Source organism: Gracilibacillus salinarum, from assembly GCF_022919575.1.
Lineage (GTDB): Bacteria > Bacillota > Bacilli > Bacillales > Amphibacillaceae > Gracilibacillus > Gracilibacillus salinarum.
Map to the genome: position 1 here is coordinate 4,540,525 of NZ_CP095071.1, position 24,050 is coordinate 4,564,574.

A 24,050-nucleotide genomic window follows, 5' to 3' on the forward strand; every position below is an offset into this window, starting at 1 on the left:
AAATGTGCCAACAGATATACCAGCAAGAGGCATTTGGACGGACAGTCCGGCGGTGAAGTGGGAAGATGCATTAGTGAGTGGAAATGGCTCCCATGGTGTCATGGTGATGGGGGATCCTGTATCAGATACGATTATCGGCAACCACTGTCGTCTGTATTTGCCACAAGGAAATCGTTTTGAACTGCCAGAAATGGCCACTTACTTAACGGAATTTCGTCAGATTATAGAACACGAAGGCTATGATAAGGCACTTTCGTTTTATTATCAAAAAGCAGAAGAGTTGGGATATCCGGGGTTGTTAATGAGCGATCCCTCTCACCCTGGCTTTCATTTGCATGTGGAGACCGATCATTCTTCATACAATGATTATCAGCGCAGTATCGATTATCAGACAGGAGAGTTAACAGTCACTTATCAGGCAAACGGTCAAGCTTTTTCTAGAAAAACGTTTGTGTCGCAACAAACGAATCAAATTATTCATTGCTTAAGTCCAGGGGAATACAAAATCCATTTACAAGATTATCAGCATCCCCTAATGAAACAAACGAGCAGGATTCATCACCATACCATGCATACTCATTTTGATTATGTCCATAGTGAAGGTGGGTATGATGTGCGGATTGATGTGGAAGCAAGCAACTTACAGCCTCTAGCTGACGAAACAGGTTTTCAATTGCAAAGTGACCAGCCAATCTTAATAACCATGGAGATCAGCCCTTATCAGCAAGCAACAGATCGAACCGTTATAAAGGCGAAAGTAGGTAAGCAGCTTAGCTATCAACGGTTGTTCGCGAGCCATGAAAAGATTCACCGCGAATTGTTTGATCGAGTTCGGTTAGAGCTTGCGACAGACGAACAGCGTCAGCAACCGATTTGGTCGTTAGTTGAACAAGCGAAGCGTGCCGATCAGATGACGCCTGTTTTATTAGAAAAAATGTATGACGCTGGCCGCTATATGTTTATCTGCAGTGCTGGTGAACTGACACCAAATTTACAAGGGATTTGGACCGGGACATTTGAGCCTGCTTGGAGTGGTGACTTTACCTTTGATACCAATGTCCAACTTTCCATTGCTGGTGCGCTGTCGAGTGATTTACTAGAAGGGCTTACCGGTTATTTCCGATTAATAAAAGAGTTGCTGCCGGGCTTTCGTGAAAATGCCCAAAAATACTATGGGGCGCGTGGGATTCTGGCAACGGCTCACTCCAGTAACAGCGGCAGGCATATGCATTGGAACGAAGATTGGCCGTTAGTGCTATGGACGTGTGGAGCTGGCTGGTTAGCTCACTGGTATTATCAATATTACCGTTTTACTGGAGATACTATCTTTCTGCAAAATGAAGCAGTTCCATTTCTGGAGGAGATTGTTCTGTTTTATCAAGATTTCCTTATCGAAGATGCGGATGGTACGTACCGTTTTACCCCATCCTATTCCGCTGAAAATGGAACCGGAGATAATGCGACCCAAGATATTGCAGTTGCCAAAGAGGTACTGACGAACTTAATCGAAGCGTATCAGATACTCGGGTACTCCAATGAAAAAATAAACAGCTGTCAGGAGATGCTGGAAAAATTACCTGCATATCAAATAAATCAAGAAGGGGCGCTGAAGGAATGGTTAACTCCGGATAAAGGAGAGAACTATAACCATCGTCATTTCTCTCATTTATATCCGGTTTTTCAAAGCCGAGAATTTAATGATGAAACAGACCCTGTTATGTGGAAGGCTTCTCGAATTGCTTTTGAAAAGCGGTTGGAAGCCTGGCTACTGAATGAAGAGGGAGATACCTCATCGACGCATGGCCGTATGCATTCAGCTCTATGTGCAACCCAGTTTCACATGCCAGCGCTGATTGATGATATTTTCCGTTTATTAATCACTAATAATTGCTTCTTCTCTTCATTGATGATGTCGCATTATAATGAACAAAATATTTTTAATGTCGATGGCAATGGTGCAATGCCACAGGTCGTACACGAAATGCTTGTCGATTACAGTAATCACAGACTGACACTGTTAGGGGCAATACCTGCATCTATCGCAAGTGGAACGATACGTGGAGTTAGGTTGCCACATCAGATGACGGTCCATCAGCTTTCCTGGGATCTTGAAGCAAACCGTTTAGATCTGGAAATAGAAAGTCAAACAGATCAGGAGCTAAGTCTTTATTTACCTTTGTTTACGAAATCAGATCAGCATTTGCACCACTTACAATTAGTTCGTAATCAAAAACAATCATTGCATATAGATCTAGCAAAATAATGTTTGAAGGAGTGTAACGATATGTATCATGGACATTTAGATCCGTTTCCGAAAAATTTTCTATGGGGAGCAGCATCTGCCGCTTATCAAATTGAAGGGGGATGGAACGCTGAAGGAAAAGGCGCATCAATTTGGGACCAATTCACCAAAATTCCTGGCAAAACGTTCGAAGGCACAAACGGAGATGTTGCTGTCGATCACTATCACCGTTACAAAGAAGATGTTGCCTTAATGGCCGAAATGGGCTTGAAAGCATATCGGTTTTCGGTAGCATGGAGTCGGATTCTTCCTGAAGGAGCGGGGGAAGTTAATGAAGCTGGACTGCAGTTCTATGAGAATTTAATCGATGAACTGCTGGCACATCATATTGAGCCGGTACTGACATTGTATCATTGGGATATTCCACAGGCATTACAGGATAAATATAATGGCTGGGAGTCTCGCCAAGCGATTGATGATTTTGATCAGTATGCCAGAATATTATTTGATAGATTCAAAGATAAAGTAAAGTATTGGGTCAGCTTTAACGAACAGAACGTTTTTACGGCTTTAGGCTATCGCTGGCAGGCCCATCCGCCTAATGTTTCAGATGTGAAACGGATGTTTGAAGCGAATCATATTATTAATTTGGCCAATGCAAAGACGATTCAAAGCTTCCGAGAGCTCGTCCCGAACGGTCAAATCGGTCCTAGTTTTGGCTATGGACCGATGTACAGTTTTGACTGTTCACCAGACAATGTATTGGCAGCACTGAATGGAGAGGAATTTCAAAATCATTGGTGGCTGGATGTTTATGTTCATGGTAAATACCCAAAGGTGACATTTAAGCAGTTGGACCGACTTGGGATTGCACCGACGATCGAAGCTGGTGATAACGCGTTATTGCAAGCAGCAAAGCCCGATTTTCTTGGTGTTAATTATTATCATGGAGGTACTGTGCGGGCAAATGAAATCGAATTTCCGATTCAGGAAAATGAACAAGAGTTGGAAAAAGATTTTCAAGCAACCGATCCCTATTTAATGAAGCCAAAAGATGAACAAGCACAGACGCCAGAGACAAGCATGTTTACCAGTGTTTCAAACCCACATTTAGAAACGACCAAATGGGGATGGGAAATCGATCCGGTTGGTATCCGGATTGCATTAAGAAGACTGCAAAACAGATACGATCTGCCAATGATGGTGACAGAAAATGGTCTTGGAGCTTATGATGAATTAAAAGCAGATAAGACAATTGATGATGATTACCGGATCCAATATTTAAAAGATCATGTCGTAGAGTTACGGAAGGCAATTACCGATGGGGTGGAACTAATCGGCTACTGCGCCTGGTCATTTACGGATTTATTAAGCTGGTTAAACGGTTATCAGAAACGATACGGATTTGTCTATATTGACCGAGATGAAAAAGATGAAAAAGAGCTGGGGCGAATTCCGAAAAAAAGCTATTATTGGTATAAGGACGTTATTGAAACGAATGGCAGCGACTTAAAGTAATGCCAAGTACGATGCTGTGACAGGGGGTAGTTGCCGTGTTTTTTAAGCAAAAATGGATGAGGTTATTTGATTATTTAAAAGTAAAGCATAAATTGCTCGGTATTTACTTGATTGTCACAGCGATTCCTATATTATTAGTAGGAGCTTATTTAAATTACAGTACACGCGATATTGTATTAAATAATTCGTTAAATGAAGCAAAAGCAAATGTTGATAAATTGGAATTACGTCTGCAAACAATTTTTAACCGGGTTACCGATATTGCTGACATGGTCTATATCAATCAAAATCTGAAAGAACTGTTAGAGCACGATTATGGATCGACATTGGACATGTATAATGCCTATAATCAATATCCTATCTTCGATGATTTTTTGAAATATTATGACGAAGTAGAGACCATCCAATTTTTCATGAATAAAGACATGATTACCGATTCTCATATGATCTATGCAGATGGTATGGTGAAAAATCAATCCTGGTATAAAGAAGCAATTGCGAAAGAAGGCCGCTTGTCATGGGTGTATATGGAAAATTATTGGACAAGAAAGAAAATGCTAGCGCTAACAAGATCAGTGTATGGTCAAAGTCACGATTTACTAGGAGTTCTTGTGATATATGTATCACCTGATATGTTAAGATCAGTGGTAGAAGGAGAACCTTATCAAGCGTTAATCACGCTCGATAGGAGCACGATTATTTATAATACGAGCAATAAGCAAATTGGTGAAGAAGCGTCATTCTTTGAGCAGGAAGAACAGCCTTTTGGCAATTATGTCATTGACTCTGAATTCGGAGGAGAACACGTCAAAGTCAATGTCCACCATTTCCAGCCAGATAAATCGCTGGATAACACATTTCAAGTATCCACTGTTATACCAGTTGATGATGTGATGAAAGAACCCAACGCCGTATATGCGAAAGGATTCTTTGTGATCGTAGGAGCATTAACGATCTCACTAGGATTAATTGGAATTTTTATTAGAAGTTTTCATAAACGAATTCAACAATTAAGAAAAACAATGTACCAAGTAGCAAAAGGGAATTTTCAAATAAATGAACAGGTTCGTGGTCATGATGAAATTAGTGACGTATATCGTGATTTAATGACGACATCCAAAAGTGTTCAAAAAATAATTGACGAAGTATATATTCACAAAATTAAAGAAGAAACCTGGCGTCGTAAACAGAAGGAAATGGATTTTAAAATGCTGGCAAGCCAGATCAATCCACATTTTCTTTACAATACATTAGAAATGATCAGAATGAAAGCGGTGCTGAATAAAGACCCTGAAGTTGCCAAGCTTGTCAAAATGCTTAGTAAAATGATGCGATCAGCATTAGAGAGAACGGACCGCCCGATTCCAATTACGGAAGAAATAACATTGATCCATAATTATCTGGATATTCAGAAGATGCGGTTCGGTGATAAATTTTATTATCAGTTTGAAATTGAAGACTCGGTTAAAGACTATTACATTTTTCCATTACTTATTCAGCCGATCGTAGAGAACGCGATTATTCATGGGCTGGAACCGAAAGAAGATAGCGGATTTATCCAGCTGACAATTGAAGAAGAGGATCATTATATTCAAATCGAAGTAAAAGATAATGGCGTAGGGATCAAGCGGGACACTTTGGTGGAAATCAGAGAACGTCTGGATGATCAGGAATATCTGTCAGACGGTAACAGCATCGGCTTGCACAATGTCCATCAGCGTCTGCAGCTATACTATGGTGAACGGTTTGGCGTGGCGATAGACAGCATTGTTGGTCTGGGCACCACGATGACCCTCAGGATTCCTAAAATCAAACAAGGCGAAGCATAAAAGGGGGGAAATACATGCTGCGAGTATTACTAGTCGACGATGAGCCGTTAATTCGTGAAGGATTAGCATCAATTATTGATTGGAACAGCTATGGATTTCAAGTGATAGGCACTGCTGACAATGGCAGGTCAGGCTTAGAGAAAATCAGGGAGTGGAAACCGGATGTTGTCTTTGTTGATATTCGAATGCCCGGAATTAGCGGTATTGAAATGGTACAGCAAGCTAAAGAAGAAGGATTTACTTGCAAATTCGTTGTACTATCAGGCTATTCTAATTTTTCCTATGCACAGCAGGCGATTAGACTTGGTATGGAATCCTATTTATTGAAACCTATTGACGAAGAAGAATTGATTCCATTACTCGAGCGGATGAGAATCAAGCTTAAGCAGGAAAAAATGTTAGAAAAGCAACTCCGTGATTTTGGCAGCATATCTGAATCTAGCAAATGGAAGCAGTTCCTGTTAGAGAATAATAGAGACGAAGACTGGCTCCAGCATTTTCGCAGGGATACATTTTATTTAGCAAGTATGACAGCTTTAAACGACACTTCCAGTGAACAGATTACCTCGAAGCTCCATGATGGTGTGAAAGAGGTGTTTCATTATTTATGGAAGCATGATACGTTATTTATGCTTTTCCGCAATCTTCAATTCACAGAAGTCAAGCAACAGCTTCACGATTTAACGGTATCAATGGAAGACAGATCACTTCAATTTCAATTAATCGAGGATAAAAACGATATCGACAGCCTGCCATCTGCTGTGAAGGATTTGCATTGTTTGCAGCAGTTCACCTTTGCTTATGGAGACAGGCTCATTTTGACAGAGAACGATTTGAAAGCAGATGAAGGAGATCCTTTTGAATTCTCGAAGTGGCTGGAACAAGTTTGTCTGATGGTTGAATTCGATCAAGTAGACAAATTAGATAACCATCTAATACAACTTCAATTCTATTATCAAAGAAAAAAGTATGCCAAAGGCAGAATTATAGCGGAATTGATTGATAAAATGAAGAGCATTTATCAGGAATTAAGCAAGTCGAATCACTCATTGACGGTATGGACGAACGATGAGCTGGTAGATCGCTTTACCTCTGCACATCAACTAGCTGATATCATAGAAGAAATAAAACAGCAGCTACTGGATCTGGCTCATCAAATCAATGGGTTTGCCAGTGATCATGACACCATTATTGATAAAATGAAGCACTATGTTGATTATTTTTATGCGAAAGAATTAAATGTCAAAGTAATGGCAGATTTATTTAATTATAATCCGAGCTATCTAGGGAAAAAGTTTAAAGCAGAAACGGGGAGCTATTTTCACCAATACCTTGATGCCGTCCGGATTACGAAAGCGAAAGAGTTATTAGTAGGTGGCAGCGATAAAGTGTATCAAGTCTCAGAGAAAGTTGGCTATACCAATCAGGATTATTTTTATCGGAAGTTCAAATATCATGTTGGCATCAGTCCAAAAGAATTCCAAAAACAATCACGTTCAACAGAAAGTATTAAAGGGGAATAAAAAATGACAGGATTAACAGACAGACCCTTATATAAGAGTGTACTCTACGTTTATTACTTTATGGTGACAAATTTTCATTTTATGATCGCTAATAGTTTATTTATACTCGCGTTTATTTTCTTTCAGTTGCGAATAGAAAATATCATTTTGTTTTATATTGCATTATTGCCGGCAGGGCCAGCCTTGGCAGCCTTGCATGCCACTATGGGGAAATTTGTTCGTGAAAAGGACATCAATCCAACAAAAGACTTTTGGCTCTACTATCGCAAAAACATCGGAATAGCAAGCAAGTTTTGGATTCTTATCTGGACATTAATTACCATTTTTCTTGTCGATATTCATTATGCCAATATATATGTATCCGTGCTTGCACCTGTTTTTCTCATTTTATTAATCGTCTGCTTATTTATTATGTTATATGCGTTTCCGGTGTTAACGAGATTTGAAGTCAAGCTGAAGAATTTATTGCTAGTCTCGATTTATTCTTTTTTTCGTTATTTCAAAACAACACTACTTCATATTTCTACGCTTATTTCTCTGGGAATTATTTATTATTTTGTTTCCGGGATCGCGGTCTGGTTTATTATGAGTATTGTCGTTTATTTTATTATGCACAACATGCAGAAGCCATTTGTTTTGATGAAAGAAGAACTTGGTAAGGAATGAGGGGATACGAATGAAGAAAAAACAATCATGGTGGCTATTACTTCTGATTATTGCTGTTGGGATTATTATTGCGTTAGGCATCTTATCAGATGAGCCAGCAGAAGAAGCAAATTCATCGACGAACGAAGTATCATTGCTCGAGAACACAGATCAAATCGCACACATTAAGGTCTTCGCTGATCAAAATGTGGAATTGGAAAAGAACAACGAGGAGTGGGGGCTGGTTAACAATGAACAACCGGTTGATACGGAAAAGCTTGATAGCTTCATTTCCTCAATGAAAGACATGAAAGGCGAGGAAACGGACGTAAAAAAACGAAATGTTAACCTGGATTTCCCACGGGTAACGGTCGCTTTTACAGATGCAGATGGGGAGGAACAACAAATCTCCATTGGGCAGTTAGACAAAGAAAGTAATCGCTATTATGTAGCACAACGTGAACAAGACAAAATTTACCTGGTTGATAGCAGCGTGATTCAAACGATTCCATTAAAAAATCAAGATGTACTGCAGACCGGATTATTATCGATCAGTGCTGACACACTAACAGAATTGAAAATTGCTAATGGTACCGAAGAGATTGCGTTAAGTAATGAACCAGTCTACTCAGAAGAAGAGTCACTGGCACACATCAGCGGCTGGTATATGCATGAGCCATATCAAGGTGTGTACAGTGTTGCATATTCGAAAATGGAAGAAATGCTGTTAGGAATGGAACAAATTCAACAGATCGGAACAGCTTCAGCGGATGCTGATCATGGCTTAGATAATGCGGAGTTCACGATTACTTTTTCTTCTGCGGAAAAAAGCGAAACATTATTGGTTGGAAACCCTGCTGCAGATAACCAATACTATGTCAAATTGAAAAATGAAGATACGGTTTATACCGTACCTACTGATGTTCTGGATCCTTATAGTTACAAGGCATTTGATATGATCGATCACTTTGTGGATATCGTTGCATTAGAGGTGTTAAGCGAATTGAAGATAACGGCACCTGATCAATCCTACCATTTTACATTCGACCATGAAGAACAAGATAGTGAAATAAAAACAACCGTTCACCATCAGGGCGAGACAGCAAACACAGAAGATTTCAGATCAATCTATCAATCATTAGCCGGTTTGCGCTTTGATGAGCCAACTGAAGATGTTTCAAATGAAGAGGCGGAAGTAACGATAGAATACACGATCCAAACACAGCAAGATGAAATCTCCCACCAAGTCGCATTCATTCCAATATCTGATGAAGCTTATGCGGTGAAGACAAATGATACCCCTGCAGAATTTAGTATTAAGAAAGAGAAAGTAACAGAAGTACTGGAACAATTAAAAGAAACATATGGAGAATAATGAAAACGGAGCTGATCAACTAGGTTAGCTCCGTTTTCATTTTACGGTAGGAAAGCATAGAATTTTAGCAATGAAGAACACGACGCAGTCAAAATGTTGAAAGCATCAAGTATAAAATCACTCTTATTAGTGAGATAAGAAAAGTAGCCAAAAGGAGAAAACGGATCACGAGATTTGTCTCGTTTAGCGAGAAAGGAACCAAAAGATGGGTGAGGTGACCCGAGATTTGTCTCGTTTAGCGAGAAAGGAACCAAAAGATGGGAGCGGTCACCCGAGATTTGTCTCGTTTAGCGGGAAAGGAGCCAAAAGATGGGAGCATTAACCCGAGATTTGTATCGTTTAGCGGGAAAGGAGCCAAAAGATGGGGGAGGTCACCCGAGATTTGTCTCGTTTAGCGAGAAAGGAACCAAAAGATGGGTGAGGTGACCCGAGGTTTGTCTCGTTTAGGAAGAATGGAACCAAAAGTGGGAAGCAGTCACTAGAGATTTGTCTCGTTTAAGAAGAGAGGAACTGAAAGTGGATGGAAATAGTGTCCCAGCGAATTATTTCAAAATAAGCATTAGGTTATTTGCCTAACATATTTCCCACTACAGGTCAGGTGGTTGTATATTATTGGACGGGAGGGGTTTTCCTGTTTTTTTGAAAAATAGTGTGGTATATATCATCTATTTATAAAAAATTTTCACTAAAGACAGAGAAAAAAGTGTAGGTTTTTATAATGCGGATTATTTTCCATAACAACTCGGTTTAAGTTCGTCTTGCATTTTACTTTTGTGTGAAATGAAAGTTTCAATATGTAAAATAAATCGTTATAATAGACAGGTGCAATTTACATAATAAGCGTATTGGAAGGAAGATAGTATATTGTCAGAACTTGATATCACATTATTACTAATATTGATCGCTTTCGGATTTCTAGCTGGATTTATCGATTCAGTTGCTGGCGGAGGCGGTCTGATTTCGTTGCCTGTTCTATTATCAACAGGCATGAACCCGGCGGCCGCGGTCGCTACCAATAAATTAGTAGGGACGATGGGTTCCTTCACCAGCTCTCTTGTTTTCTTTAAATCTGGTAAACTTGAATTATCGACTGTCTATAAGTTATTTCCTGTCGTTTTTATTGGATCTATCATCGGAGCGTGGACGGTCCATTTAATGGATCCAGCAGTATTAAAACCCCTGATGCTGATTATGCTTGCTCTTGTAGCGTTTTATACGTTGGTTAAGAAAGACTGGGGCGGTATATACAGTCAAAAGAAGCTTACGAAACGTAATTTCATCCTGTTTGTGGCTGCAATGTTTGCAATAGGTTGTTATGATGGTTTTCTGGGGCCGGGAACAGGCTCTTTTTTGATCTTTGCCTTTTTGATCATAGGTGCAGATTTTATTAAAGCGGCTGGTAATGCAAAATTTCTTAACTTCGGAAGTAATATTGCTGCATTATTAATGTTTATCTATTTAGGTGAGGTTAATTTTCTATACGGTTTTCCAATGGCAATAGCTTGTGTCGGCGGAGCAGTGATGGGAGCGCGTTTAGCGATAAGTAAGGGGAGCCGCTATATTCGATTTATATTTATAACGATTACCTTTGTGCTATTAGCAAAGAATTTGTATGACGTGTTAGGATTTTAGAAGTGGCTTTGGCATATCAAAAATGCAGATGTAAAAATATGTACAAATGTATTCACTATCAATTCTTTGTGAACAGAAGAGAAGTATGCTTTAGAAGCAAACTGCGAACTATTGACAATTTGGCGATGTATCATATTTTATGCTAAGTAAGAATCTATCTAATGCTGTAAAATTGTATTTCTATTTGGTGATTATGACATTTTTATTGTGCGTAGCAAAGCTCCGGAAATAGGCTCCGCGTCCTGTGGGCACGGCTTCAGCTAACTTATGAAAGAAAATTCTTTTCTTTCATAAGTGGATCTTCAGCTCGCGCTGATTCCACGGGAGTCTCCGCATATTTCCTACGCTTAAGGAAGTGCTACAACGCATGGAACAGCTAAAAGCAGTGGTGCTAGGCATTTTACATATTATAGACACTAAAGGACACCGCTCAAAATACTAGCTGTATTATTAGTTGTAGAGCAAAACCATAACGTAGGCCAACCACGGAGACTCCCGCGGGATTGTGCAGGTGCTGAAGATCCACTTTGTGAAGCGCCCTTCTTCACAAAGTTAGCTTCAGCCGTGCCCCGCAGGACGCGGAGTGGTTGGACGGAGTGGCATTCTAGCAGACAAACCATGTCAAAATGGTCTCCCAGCTGATCGCGATACCTATATTTCGCGGTTCTTGTTACTTCGCAGTATATATTAATAACGTAAAAGAAAAAACGAACTGAGACGAATGTTATGTACAAACATTCGTCTCAGTTCATTTTTTTCTTTAATCTGTTTATTAGCCTCGTTATTGATAGCTTTCTTCTAATGCATCAACAAGTGAACCGATATATGCGACTGTTTCCTTGATTGCGTCCGGTTTTGACATATCTACTCCTGCTTTGTGAATAAGGTCAAGTGGTTTTAGCGTTCCACCTGCTTTTAATACTTCCAACCAGTTGTCAGCTGCAGGTTTTCCGTCTGTTTGAATACGCTTAGCTACTGCGGTTGCTACGGTTAGACCTGCGGAATATGTGTATGGATATAAGCCCATATAATAATGGGGTTGACGCATCCATGTCAGTCCTGCTCCTTCATCAAAACTTACGCTATTGCCCCAGAAGTTTTTCAGTACAGCTAATTTCTGTTCGTTCAAGACGTCCGCGGTTAAAGGAGTACCAGCTTCCGCTAGTTCGTAGACCCGACGTTGGAACTCTCCCTCTAAAAGATGCGTAACAAAATTATGGTAATAGGTCCCCAGCAATTGTGTAATTACCCAGCGCTTCATCCGATTATCAGTTGTCGTGCCTAGTAAGTGATTGGCTAACAATAGTTCATTAATTGTGGAAGGTGCCTCCACGAAATAGGTAGATGGTTCAGAGTTTACCAGCGACTGATGTTTACCTGCTAAATGAAAGTGCCCAGCATGTCCCAGTTCATGGGCTAAAACGAAAGCACCTCGCATAGCACCTGTCCATGTTACGAGAATATAAGGATGAACACCGTATGGAGTGGCGCAGAAAGCACCAGATTGTTTACCGATGTTATCAGCTAAATCAATCCACCGTTCATTTAGTCCTTTTTGTATCATATCACTATATTCTGGTCCCATGACTTGCAATGCATCATGAATCAATGATTTGGTTTCTTCATAAGTAGTAGAAGGATTAAAGTCTGGATCCAGTGGTGCTTTTAAGTCAGCAAATTGCAATTCAGCTAATCCCATTTTATCCTTCAATAACTTTGCGTAACGCTGCATGTGTGGTGCTAGTTCCTGTTGACTTACATCAAGCTGATTATAATACATTTCTTTCGTAACCTGCTGAGGAAGAAGCAGCATATCTGTCACAGATTCATAATTTTTAAGACGAGCTAATGTAACCTGTTTCGTCACTTCAGTTGCATAGGTCGCTGCATATGTATGTTGATACTGACTCAGTGTTTGGATAAAAGACTTGTAGGCGTTACGACGAATGTCTGTGTTCGCCTCCATTTCATAAAGATCTTCATATAAAGAAGCAGACATCGGTAGATCTTGGCCATTTTCATCTTTAATAGATGCAAATGTCATATCAGAAGAAGTACTGCGTTCATAAATCATGAAAGGCGCGTCATGAATTTCACCTAATGCCGCCAATGTTTCTTCAACATTCGGTGCTAAAGTATACGGTTTTTGCTCTAATGTATCTTTTAATAATTTTTTGTAGGTGACGAGCCCTTTCTCTTCCTGCAAAAATTGAGCTGTTTCCTCTTCAGATAGTGTTAATAATTCTGATTGTATAAAGGAAAGCTTTGCATTGATAGTTGCCATGGCTGAAGATACTCTGGCAGCATCACGCTGATTACCTGGATCGCTGCCAGCGGTAGTAATTCGTAATTCAGCATATGTACTTACTTTACCTACACGTTTCAGATAGTTTTCATATGTTGTTAATCCATTCAATAAGTTGGCGGCGCTGGTTACTAAGTTGCCTTTAAAGGATGTTACTTGAGAAATGTCAGTTTGAATCGCTTTTAGTTCTTTTTCCCAAGTTTCTTGATCAGGAAATATATCGGATAAGTCCCATTTTTGTGCTTCAGGTACTTCAGAACGGTGAAGACGCTTTGTTTTTGCCATGAGGAAATCTCTCCTATTCTATAAAAATTTATTCATTTTTATTAGTATACGCTAGATTAGCTGCATCACAAAACAAGAAAGCTGTACTTGCAGATAATTGCTAGCAAAAAAACAGCTGAAAGTATTTAAAATATTCTGATAATATTATATAATCTCTTAATACGCATCTTAGAGGGGGAGTAACATGAAAGTTTTAGAAAGAATCAGTAGTTTTGCAGGGAACACGTTTGCTATCTGGGTTGTACTTTTTGCAATCTTATCATTTCTTGCACCTTCAGGATTTACCTGGCTGGCAGAATTTATTACGCCATTGCTAGGTATCATTATGTTTGGCATGGGGTTAACATTGTCAGCGAATGATTTTAAAGAAGCGTTTAAACGCCCGAAAGAGGTGGCAATAGGTGTAGCTGGTCAATTTGTGATTATGCCACTGCTCGCTTTCGCACTTGTTTCAATTTTTCCTGTTTCTACAGAAGTAGCAGTAGGTGTCATTCTAGTTGGCTGTTGCCCAGGTGGGACTTCTTCCAATGTCATGACTTATTTATCAAAAGGCGATACTGCATTGTCCGTTTCGATTACAGCGGTATCTACTATACTGGCACCGGTTCTGACGCCGGCCTTAATTTATCTTTTTGCCAGCCAATGGTTAGAGGTATCTGCCGGTTCATTATTTGTAACGATTGTACAAATTGTTCTTGTACCAATTTTGTTAGGGCTACTTGTAAAAGCATTACTAAAGGACAAAGTTGAAGCTGGTATTAAGGCTATTCCGTTAGTATCCGTGGTTGGGATTGTAGCGATTGTTGCAGCAGTAGTCAGTGTCAACCAGGAGCAAATTGCTAAAACAGGACTATTTATTTTCTTGCTCGTGGTACTCCATAATACACTTGGTTATTTGATAGGTTATGGGCTTGGAAAGGTATTGAAAATGGGGCCAAAACAACAGAAGGCTGTCTCTATCGAAGTAGGGATGCAGAACTCAGGTCTAGGAGCTTCACTAGCTTCCGCACATTTCAGTCCATTGTCAGCCGTACCAAGCGCGATCTTTAGTGTATGGCATAATATTTCAGGACCGATCATTGCCACGATTTTTCGAAAGCTGCAGGAAAAAGAAGAGGGCAGAAATAATTAGATTGCTTGTCACAATAGAATAGCGTCGAGACAAAAGGCTGCTGTGATAGCAGTCTTTTGTTTTTTAATCAGTGAAGTATAAAAGTGCAGTCACATCAGTAATCATATTGAACATGAAGGTTAGTTCCTATAATATGGATTATGTCAACTAGCCATCGCTAGCCAAGCATCCATATTGAGATATTTAATGTGCTAGGATACCGCTTCGGCCAACCACTCCGCGTCCTGCGGGGCACGGCTGAAGCTAGGCTACTACACGAATCACTTCTCTGCTGCCTTGCACCGAGGAAGCCTACTCTGAAGCGTTACTAGTAGACGCAGGTGCAGACGTTGTGGATCTTCAGCGCCTGCATAATCCCGCGGGAGTCTACGTGGTTGGCCTACGCTATGGCTTTGCTCTACAATTAATAATACAGCTAGTATTTTGATTGGTATCCTTTAGTGTATATACCTCATCTTTAATATGGATAATGCCTACCGCTGCTTTTCACTTTTATATATATGTTGTAGCACTTCCCTGAAGCGTAGGAAATAGGCGGAGACTCCCGTGGGATCAGTCGTGTGTGAAGACCCCGCAGTGAGCGGTTTTTGCTCGCGAGAAGGCTGAACCCGACCCCACAGGACGCGGAGCCTATTTCCGGAGCTTTGCTAAGCAGATAATCTATATCAAAATGACTATTTTGCAATATAGCCTTCGTTAACATAATCCATATTATAAGAAGTTGATTATCAATTAAGTAGGAGTCTGATACTAAGGATTATGTAATGTGGAACTGTATTTAAATGTGGTTATTTTGATAGGTTTCGGTGCTTAGCAAAGCTCCAAAAAATAGCTTGCGTCCAGCGCGGGAAGTGGTTGGCGAATCCATGAAACATTTCAAAATAAACATTACCCAGCTAGCATTACATAATCAGTAGTACAGGCAGCTATAATGTATACTTACCTTAATAAGGACCGGCATAATATTTCTACCGTATTGAACCGCCAACTCCTTAACGGTTATAATAATTTTTGTATGCCCGTCAAACTGGTCATTTCACCGACCTCTCCTTTTTACATGATTTTACCTCTCCTTTTTTATGTTTTTAAGGAAAGCGTTTTCTTATATAATAAAAACATAAAGAAAAACGCTTTCAAAGGTTGAGAGGTAAGGAGAGAGAAATATGGGTCAAGTTGATAGTGTGCAAGATACACAACAGAATCTACCTGAATCAAGCTCGCCTTTAAAGACGCAGGTTAAACCAGGGCTTTTCTCCAAAAATAAGAAAAAAGCACCTAAACCACCTGTTCAAGGGGGATTTTGGAAAAGGTTAAGTAAACAAAAGGCATTATTATGTATGTCAATTCCTTTTGTTGCATGGTTAATCATCTTTAAGTACATTCCTGTGGCTGGCTGGATGATGGCTTTTCAAGATTATAAGCCACAGTTTGGCTTGTTTGATCAGGAATGGGTAGGGCTGAAACACTTTAAAGATCTATTCAATGAACCGATGTTCTACCGGGCGTTGGAAAATACGTTAGGAATGGGAATTTTAGGTCTTGTCTTCGGAACGCTTTCAGCAATTGCTTTTGCTTTGTTTCTAAATGAATTGCGTTTTGTTGCTTTGAAGAAATGGACACAAACGATATCGTATTTACCCCACTTTGTTTCCTGGGTAATTGCAGCGAACATCGTGATTACCATGCTTTCCACAGATGGTTTTATCAATAATTTTTTAGAAGGACTTGGACTTATTGATAATCCAATTAATTTCATGGCAGAACCTGGTTTGTTCTGGGGAATTGTAACCGCTGCCGATGTCTGGAAGGAAACCGGTTGGAATGCCATTATTTATTTAGCAGCGATGGCCGGGGTAGATCCACAGCTTTATGAAGCAGCGAAAGTCGATGGAGCAAGCAGACTTCGTCAAATGTGGCATATTACATTGCCAAGTATCCGCTCTGTCATAATCGTACTTCTCATATTAAACATTGGTAACTTAATCAATATTGGTTTTGAGAAGCAGATGCTACTCGGTAACAATATCGTTTATGAGAAATCGATAGTCATTGACTTATACGCATTAGATTACGGGATCGGAATGTTCCGCTATTCATTTGGTACAGCGATCGGGATATTTAAATCAGTTGTCAGTGTGATTTTGATCCTGATTTGTAACGGTATTGCAAAACGAATTGGTGAAGGTAGAGTGTTCTAGAAGAGAGGAGAGAATCAGTAATGAAAAAAAAGAAATGGACACCATTTGACATTATCTTAACTTTCTTCATGTTAATAGTAATCGTCGTCACATTGTATCCGTTCTTGAATATTTTGGCGATTTCATTCAATGATGCAGTAGATACTGCCAGAGGTGGCATTCATATTTGGCCACGGGAATTCACTTTAGCCAATTATCAGGAGATTTTCGGAAGTAATGACAGGTTGCTGCAAGCATTTACAATGTCGATATTAAGAACAGTAGTCGGTACAATAGCAGGAATAATTGCGAGTACTATGCTGGCATACGTGTTAAGCAGAAGAGATTTTGTCTTTAATGGTTTAGTTGGCTTTATATTAGTCCTAACAATGTTCATCAGTGGCGGCTTAATTCCTGAATATTTGTTAATTCGTAAATTAGGCTTAATCAATGAATTTGGAGTATACATTTGGCCGATGCTCTTATCAGCATTTAACGTCATTATTATCCGGTCATTTATGGATAATTTACCGCCAGCACTAGAAGAATCAGCCAAAATGGATGGAGCCAATGACTTTGTAATCTTCCTTAGAATTATTATTCCGTTATGTTTGCCGGTAATTGCAACGATTGCATTATTCCTGGCAGTTATGCAGTGGAATAGCTGGTTTGATACGTATTTGTACGCGAGAGGTAATGAAGTGTTGACGACGTTACAATTTGAATTGATGAAGATAATAGATAATGCCAATATATCGAGTGGTGATATCAATAATCAGAATGCCCAGGTTATAGCGGGTCAAACGAGTCCGCAATCAATTAAAATGGCAATTACCATTATTGCCACTGCCCCTATTTTAGCTGTATATCCATTTTTACAGAAGTACTTTGTAACCGGATTAACGATAGGCGCAGTAAAAAGTTAGGTATTAATGAAAATTAATATATATTTATTAAAAATGGAGGGGAAAGACATGACGAGAAAGTTATCTTTCTTATGGTTATCTGTAGTATTTATCCTTTCTGTACTATTTTTGGCCGCTTGTAGTGATGATCAGGATGCAAGCAGCACAGATAGTGACAATGGGGAAGAAAGTGGAAGCGAAGAACCGGTTACATTATCGTTCTTCAGTGCAGATGGTGTGGAGAAGTCCTTTGATGATCCAGTAGCCCAAAAAATTACAGAGAAAACGGGTGTGAAACTGGAATTGGACTATCCTGTAGGTGGAAATGATGAAGCCATTCCTTTAATGATTGCCAGTGGAGACTATCCCGATTTAATTTTTGCAAAAGGTGATATTGGGAAACTGATTGAAGCAGGCGGTGTTATTAAATTAGATGAGATGATTGAGGAAAAAGGTGACAACCTAAAAGCAATGTATGGTGATCAGATTGATCGTTTACGTAATTCATTGGAAGATCCAAGCATCTATACAGTAGGCACAAATCCTGTAGAAACTGCTTATTGGGAAACAAGTGGGACGTTCCAGGTTCAATTAGATGTATTAAGAGAGCTTGGTTATCCTGAAATTACAACATTAGATGACTTAGAGAAAGCATTAACTGAGTATTATGAGAAGTATCCAGAAATTGATGGTCAAAAAACACTTCCATTATCCTTGCTAGGTAGTGACTGGCGTTGGTTGATCACAGTTGGGAACCCAGCAGGTTTTGCTGCAGGTATTCAGGATGATGGCCAATGGGCTGTAGATGATGAAACAGGTGAAACCACTTATAAATTCTTATTACCAGAATTTAAAGAGTACTTTAAATGGTTAAATGGTATGAATGATAAAGGTCTTTTAGATCCAGAATCTTTTACACATACGTATGATACGTATATTTCAAAAATATCGGCCGGTCGTGTTCTGGCAATTGCTGATCAAAACTGGGATTTTGCAGACGCAGATAAAGCACTTATTGCAGATGGAAAAGAATGGAGAACCTATGCACCACTTCCAGTAACTATCAGTGAAGACCAGACGTCACAAGCATTAAAAGACTATGGCTTTTCTGGTGGCTGGGGTATTGCTATCTCCTCTACAAGTGAACATCAGGAAAGAGCCTTCGAATTTTTAGACTGGATGGCATCCGAGGAAGCACAAATCCTTATTAATTGGGGTGTTGAAGGCGAAAATTATGATATGGTTGATGGTAAACGCGTGATGCAGGAAGATGATTTGGAACGTATGCAAAGTGATGCAGACTACGGTAAGGAAACAGGTGTAGGTTTCTACGTCCATCCATTCCCACGCTGGGGTAACGGGGCAGTAGATTCTAATGGTCAATCCATCACACCACAAAACGAACAACAGATCATTGACAGCTTTACAGATGCAGAGAATGAAGTATTAGCAGAATACGAAATGGAAAACTGGGTGGATTGGTTCCCTAAAACTGAAGATCTTGGTATTTCTGATCATGGCGCAGCTTACAATTATACGATTGAATCTGGCAGTGATTTAGAAATCATCCAGCAAAAAGCAGATGATTTAACACAACAACGAATCACGCAGGCTATCCTAGGTGATCCAGCAGACTTTGATGCAACATGGGATGCGATGATTCAGGAACTGGAAGATATGAATATTGATCAAGCAAATGAAGCAATGACACAGAAAACACAAGATACAATGGAACTTTGGGGTACGAACTAACAGTGTATCGAAGCCTGATACCACAATGTGGTTTCAGGCTTCCTCTATGATATAAAGGTTACAGGATGTGATCACATGAAGAATGAATTATATCTTTGTTTTGATGTTGGTGGAACTAATGTCAAGTACGGAGTGTTAGACAGGGAAGGGAACTTTCTTTTTCAAGATAAATATCCGACGAATCGCCAGGATATGGAAGCATTTGCGAATGATTTATCGAATACAGTTGACAACGTATCGAGAAACTATCCAATTGCAAAAATAGGTGTCAGCTTTCCAGGGTTTATTAACCCAACTACAGGGTTTGCCCAATATGCTGGCGCGTTTGAGCAGTTGCATGGGACAAACATTTTGGAATTACTATCGAAAAACGTCAATATCCCGATTGTGATAGAAAATGATGCGAATTGTGCGACATTGGCAGAGAAAATTACAGGTAACGCGGTAGATAGTGATCATTTTATCTGTATTACCATCGGAACAGGTATCGGTGGCGGTATTTTTGTAAATGGTGCGCTTTTAAATGGGTACAGCTTTAAAGCAGGTGAATTTGGTTTGATGATAGTCAATGGCATGGAAAATGGTTATCAGAATATGCATGAAATTGCTTCGACCAGTTCATTTATTCAACAATATAAACAGATCAAACATCTGGCAGATGACGTACATATAGAGGGCGATGAAGTGTTTAAAGAAGCCGAAACCGATCCGGAAGTGAATGCTATGCTTGAAAGATGGTTCCAATATGTCAGTTTTGGGATCTTTAACTTGGCAGCAACACTGAATCCAGAAAAAATCTTAATTGGTGGTGCAATCAGTGAGCGTCCAGATCTGTATGAACGATTGGAAAAAACACTAATGACGATTCCATCGTGGCCGGATGTAAAGGCAGCATTAGTTCCTTGCAAACATCATAATGATGCGGGGATGCTGGGGGCATTGTATAAATGCTTGAAATAACAAGAAACGTTTCCTGAAATCACCAGTTTATATCAGGAAACGTTTCGTGATTTCCTTATAAATGTAAAATATTTTCACCATTGTTTTTAGATAAGTTAATGTGGGTAACATATATTCTCTTTCAATTACTCAAAAATAGCCAAAACCTAAGTAAAATACCGGATAATTTGACATGTTTTGTTTCGTTTCGACATTTTTTTAAGTATATAACATGTATGCGCTTGAAATTAATGAAAATAGATGATAGTATAACAGTATGTTCGACGAACGAACAAAGTAGCGAATAAAAAGAAACCGGTTTCCTTGTTTTGCTTGTTTGAATATTAGAAGTAGCTAGCTAATATTCTGTTTTTTAAGGTTTTAGTTATGATAAATCACTAGAAATGGGAGGATGAACACCATGCTTAAAACTTCATTTAAAATAATGGCATTACTACTTGTTACGATTGGTCTATTGGCAGCGTGCAGTTCAGGAGAAAGCAATGATCCTAACAAAACGACATTAACTTTTTGGAATCGTTTACCCGAGTTGACGACACAGTTTGAGGATTTTATTACTACATTCGAAGAGGAACACCCAGACATTCAAATTGATATGCAAACACTAGGAGCATCAGGCAATCAACAATATCAGACGGCTATCAAAAATGATGAATTGCCAGATATTTTTGTTACGGCCAATGTTACTTCACTACAGAACCTGGTGGATCAGGAGTTGTTACACAATTTAAACGATGTGGTCACACCCGAAGTGAAGGAGGAATTCTATCCGGGGGTTTGGAGTGAGAACTTCACCACAATCGGTGAAGATATTTATCAGCTACCGCTTAACTCTGGGAAAAGTTCCGTTTTAATGTATTATAACAAGGATGTTTTAGAAGAATATGGTATTTCAGAGGAGCAAATCCCGTCTACTTGGGATGAGATGCTTGAAGTTGGGAAAAGTATCTATGATCAATCAGGTGGTGGCGTTTACGGCCTAATTATGGGTGCCGAAGCAAATTGGTTATCCGATATGACGATAAATCAGATGGCCACTAATATAACGCCAGAGGTTCATCCGTCAATTGATGTGGCTCGACAATTAAACTATAAATCTGGTAATCCTGATTTTGTGAATGATGGCAATGTAGAAACAATAGAATTTTTGAAAACGTTAATGGACGAAAATGTACTTTCGCCGGCAAGTGTGGAATATAACGAATCGACAGCAATTGCTAATTTTGCAGCAGGTAAATCTGCTTTCTATTTTGATGGAAATTGGGCAGGTTCGGTAATCATGAATGATGAAGAAGGACCAGGGTTCGAAAATTGGGGTGTTGCACCAATGCCGACGAAGGATGGAGGCGCCTATTATAGTGACATGGTTCCGAAAGAAGGTTTAATGGTGTCGAATAGTACTGAGCATTGGGAAGAGGTACAGACTTTCTTAAACTACTTCATTGAAAATGGATATCGGGATGTGATTGTCGAATCTGGTGCACATGAACCGCCAATGGATATAGAAGTAAGTGATCCACCGTTTGAACAATACAACAAAATTAACGAAATTAATGGTCAGAATAGTATTGCAACACCAAGTATATATGAAAAAAACAGTGACACGATAGGGTTCATTCAAGATTATCAAGGTGGACTGTCCTATAGTACAGGATCGATCCTGGCAGGTTATCTGCAAGGAGAAGTTAGTGACGCTGGTGCGGAACTTGAAAAAGCGCAGGAAGAAGCACAAAAAGTATTTGATGAGAATCTTGAACAATATGAAAATGTAAACCAGTCTGATTTTGTATTTAATGATTGGGTGCCGTTTGAGCCATACACAACCGAATAGATTGTGACATTCTAACAACCTAATAGGACGAGCTTCATAGTGAAAAATTCGTCCTCTTTTTTTAAGAAAGGAGAATAAACATGGCTGACAAAAAAGGCAACTTATCCAAAACAAATCGAAACAGACAATTATGGGCGTATATTTTTATATTACCGCAAGCTATCGTGTTCCTAGTTTTATCCTTGTATCCTATCATCATGAGTTACGTATACTCGTTTTACTCATGGGATGGTGCAAGTCCATTAACTAACTTTATCGGATTTGAAAATTATGTGGAATTGTTCCAGACGCCGCGATTTTGGGGGGCTTTAGTAACCACCATTATTTATATGGCAGGTACAACTGCACTAGGGGTTGGTGCCTCTCTTATTCTGGCAATAATTTTGAATGCCAATAATATGAAAGGAAAAGCCTTTTATCGAACAATTTACTTTATACCAGTTGTAGCCACAACCGCTATTATCGGTGTCATCATGAAAAATATTTTTGGTATTGATGGTTCTGTCAATCAAATGCTGCAAACAATTGGTTTAGCCGATCAACCAATCTCGTGGTTGAATTCGTCATCACTGGCGATGTTATTGCTGATTCTGGTAGGTACTTGGAAGAACCTTGGCATCAATATGATTTATTGGCTATCTGGTTTACAATCTATTCCTACTGACTTATATGAATCAGCACAATTAGATGGTGCAGGTTTTTGGAAAACATTGTTTCATATCACATTACCTTTATTAAAACCAATACTAATTGTCATTTTACTACTTTCTGTTGTTAGCGGTATGAACGCTTTTGATTTAGTTAAAACGTTTACTAATGGTAATCCATACCATACCACGGAAACATTAGACCTATATGTATTTAACTATGCGTTTGGCGGTGGTCTGACGGGATCAACGACAAGAATGGGGTATGCTTCTGCTGCAGGTGTAATGTTAGGTATGTTTACCTTATTAATCAGCGGGATTTTCGGACTAATCTCGATGTATACGCAACGTAAACTAAAAAAAGAGGCTAACTAATCAGGAAAGGAGCAGTAGAAAATGATTATTTCTAGTAAGATTATAAAATACTTGATTCATTTCATTTTGATATTTATTGGTTTTATTTGGATCTTTCCGTTTATCTGGATGATTTTAGGTTCCTTTAAATCAAATACAGACTTTATCGTTTCAGGAAATCCGATCCCTGAGGAATTTAATTGGGATAACTATACAAGAGCATGGGTGGATGCCAATTTTAGCGGGTATTTTGTAAATACGGTCATTATGACGGTAGCTACTGTTGCGATTGTAGTACTACTATGTGCACTAACAGGATATGCACTTGGAAGAGTGGATTTCCCAGGTAAAAAAGTTATTTTGGGTATCGTTGTTGGTATTATGTTTATTCCGAAGGGTTATACGATCATTCCTCTATATGAATTAGTCGATCAGTTAGGGTTAACAAATTCATTATTTGGAATTATTTTAGCGGAGTCCTCAGGGGCACATACCTTATTTGTGCTTTTATTTACATCCTATTTCGCTACGCTTCCGAAAGAAATGGAAGAAGCAGCAATTATGGATGGTTGTGGCTTTGTTAGAACGTTTTTTAGTGTTATGCTACCATTAGCGAAACCAATTATTGCGACAACTGTCATTATGCAATTTATCTGGACCTGGAGTTCGTTCTTAGTACCAACCGTGTTAACGATATCAAAACCGGAACTAAGAACTTTAGCCGTAGGTATGCAGAACTTCGTCGGTCAGCACTCAACGGATTGGGCAGGGATGGCTGCAGGCGCAACTATTTCTTTATTACCAGTATTGATTGTATTTATTTTAATGCAACGATACTTTATCGAAGGAGTTGCGGGAGCCGTCAAGCAATAGTGGATGAAATTTGTATATAAAGTAATGGATGGATCCGAGATGAGTCGTCCTTATCCATCCTTGCT

The 24,050-nt window shown here is 39.3% G+C and carries 16 protein-coding genes; 15 read left to right on the forward strand and 1 reads right to left on the reverse strand.

The window, feature by feature from the left end; all coding sequences use genetic code 11:
• Positions 1-4 precede the first annotated feature (4 nt).
• The 7 genes from MUN87_RS21115 to MUN87_RS21145 all read left to right on the forward strand — a co-directional run bounded on the left by MUN87_RS21115 (position 5) and on the right by MUN87_RS21145 (position 10,764).
• Complete coding sequence (locus MUN87_RS21115; protein WP_244743820.1) at positions 5-2,263, forward strand: glycosyl hydrolase family 95 catalytic domain-containing protein; 2,259 nt, start codon at positions 5-7, stop codon at positions 2,261-2,263.
• 21 nt (positions 2,264-2,284) lie between these two features.
• Positions 2,285-3,760: a glycoside hydrolase family 1 protein gene (locus MUN87_RS21120; RefSeq protein ID WP_244743821.1), complete on the forward strand. Its 1,476-nt coding sequence runs from the start codon at positions 2,285-2,287 to the stop codon at positions 3,758-3,760.
• Between the two features lie 35 nt (positions 3,761-3,795).
• A complete protein-coding gene (locus MUN87_RS21125) occupies positions 3,796-5,589 on the forward strand; it encodes a cache domain-containing sensor histidine kinase (RefSeq protein ID WP_244743822.1) in 1,794 nt (597 codons plus the stop codon).
• Positions 5,590-5,603: 14 nt separating this feature from the next.
• Positions 5,604-7,112: a response regulator transcription factor gene (locus MUN87_RS21130; RefSeq protein ID WP_244743823.1), complete on the forward strand. Its 1,509-nt coding sequence runs from the start codon at positions 5,604-5,606 to the stop codon at positions 7,110-7,112.
• Between the two features lie 3 nt (positions 7,113-7,115).
• Complete coding sequence (locus tag MUN87_RS21135) at positions 7,116-7,778, forward strand: DUF624 domain-containing protein (RefSeq protein ID WP_244743824.1); 663 nt, start codon at positions 7,116-7,118, stop codon at positions 7,776-7,778.
• A gap of 10 nt (positions 7,779-7,788) precedes the next feature.
• Positions 7,789-9,132 carry a DUF4340 domain-containing protein gene (locus MUN87_RS21140; RefSeq protein WP_244743825.1) on the forward strand — a complete coding sequence of 448 codons (1,344 nt, stop codon included), beginning with the start codon at positions 7,789-7,791 and terminating at the stop codon, positions 9,130-9,132.
• A gap of 861 nt (positions 9,133-9,993) precedes the next feature.
• Complete coding sequence (locus MUN87_RS21145) at positions 9,994-10,764, forward strand: TSUP family transporter (RefSeq protein ID WP_244748039.1); 771 nt, start codon at positions 9,994-9,996, stop codon at positions 10,762-10,764.
• A gap of 781 nt (positions 10,765-11,545) precedes the next feature.
• On the opposite strand, the gene pepF is transcribed toward MUN87_RS21145, so the two are convergent.
• Complete coding sequence (gene pepF / locus MUN87_RS21150; RefSeq protein ID WP_244743826.1) at positions 11,546-13,354, reverse strand: oligoendopeptidase F; 1,809 nt, start codon at positions 13,352-13,354, stop codon at positions 11,546-11,548.
• Positions 13,355-13,538: 184 nt separating this feature from the next.
• On the opposite strand from pepF, the gene MUN87_RS21155 reads away from it, so the two are divergent.
• The 8 genes from MUN87_RS21155 (at position 13,539) to MUN87_RS21190 (ending at position 23,985) form a co-directional block, all read left to right on the forward strand.
• Positions 13,539-14,486, forward strand: a complete 948-nt coding sequence (locus MUN87_RS21155) for a bile acid:sodium symporter family protein (RefSeq protein ID WP_244743827.1) — start codon at positions 13,539-13,541, stop codon at positions 14,484-14,486.
• A gap of 1,163 nt (positions 14,487-15,649) precedes the next feature.
• Positions 15,650-16,684: an ABC transporter permease gene (locus tag MUN87_RS21160; protein WP_439649637.1), complete on the forward strand. Its 1,035-nt coding sequence runs from the start codon at positions 15,650-15,652 to the stop codon at positions 16,682-16,684.
• A gap of 20 nt (positions 16,685-16,704) precedes the next feature.
• Positions 16,705-17,589 carry a carbohydrate ABC transporter permease gene (locus MUN87_RS21165; protein WP_244743828.1) on the forward strand — a complete coding sequence of 295 codons (885 nt, stop codon included), beginning with the start codon at positions 16,705-16,707 and terminating at the stop codon, positions 17,587-17,589.
• Between the two features lie 48 nt (positions 17,590-17,637).
• The gene (locus tag MUN87_RS21170) at positions 17,638-19,320 is read left to right on the forward strand and encodes an ABC transporter substrate-binding protein (RefSeq protein WP_244743829.1); all 1,683 of its coding nucleotides are present in this window, start codon (positions 17,638-17,640) and stop codon (positions 19,318-19,320) included.
• A 75-nt stretch (positions 19,321-19,395) separates the two neighbouring features.
• Positions 19,396-20,280, forward strand: coding sequence for an ROK family protein (locus MUN87_RS21175; protein WP_244743830.1), 885 nt, complete (start codon positions 19,396-19,398; stop codon positions 20,278-20,280).
• A 400-nt stretch (positions 20,281-20,680) separates the two neighbouring features.
• Positions 20,681-22,111, forward strand: a complete 1,431-nt coding sequence (locus MUN87_RS21180; protein ID WP_244743831.1) for an ABC transporter substrate-binding protein — start codon at positions 20,681-20,683, stop codon at positions 22,109-22,111.
• An 80-nt stretch (positions 22,112-22,191) separates the two neighbouring features.
• Positions 22,192-23,133, forward strand: coding sequence for a carbohydrate ABC transporter permease (locus tag MUN87_RS21185; protein WP_244743832.1), 942 nt, complete (start codon positions 22,192-22,194; stop codon positions 23,131-23,133).
• Between the two features lie 21 nt (positions 23,134-23,154).
• Positions 23,155-23,985 (forward strand): carbohydrate ABC transporter permease, encoded by an 831-nt coding sequence (locus MUN87_RS21190; protein ID WP_244743833.1) that lies wholly within the window; start codon positions 23,155-23,157, stop codon positions 23,983-23,985.
• The last annotated feature ends 65 nt before the right edge of the window (positions 23,986-24,050 follow it).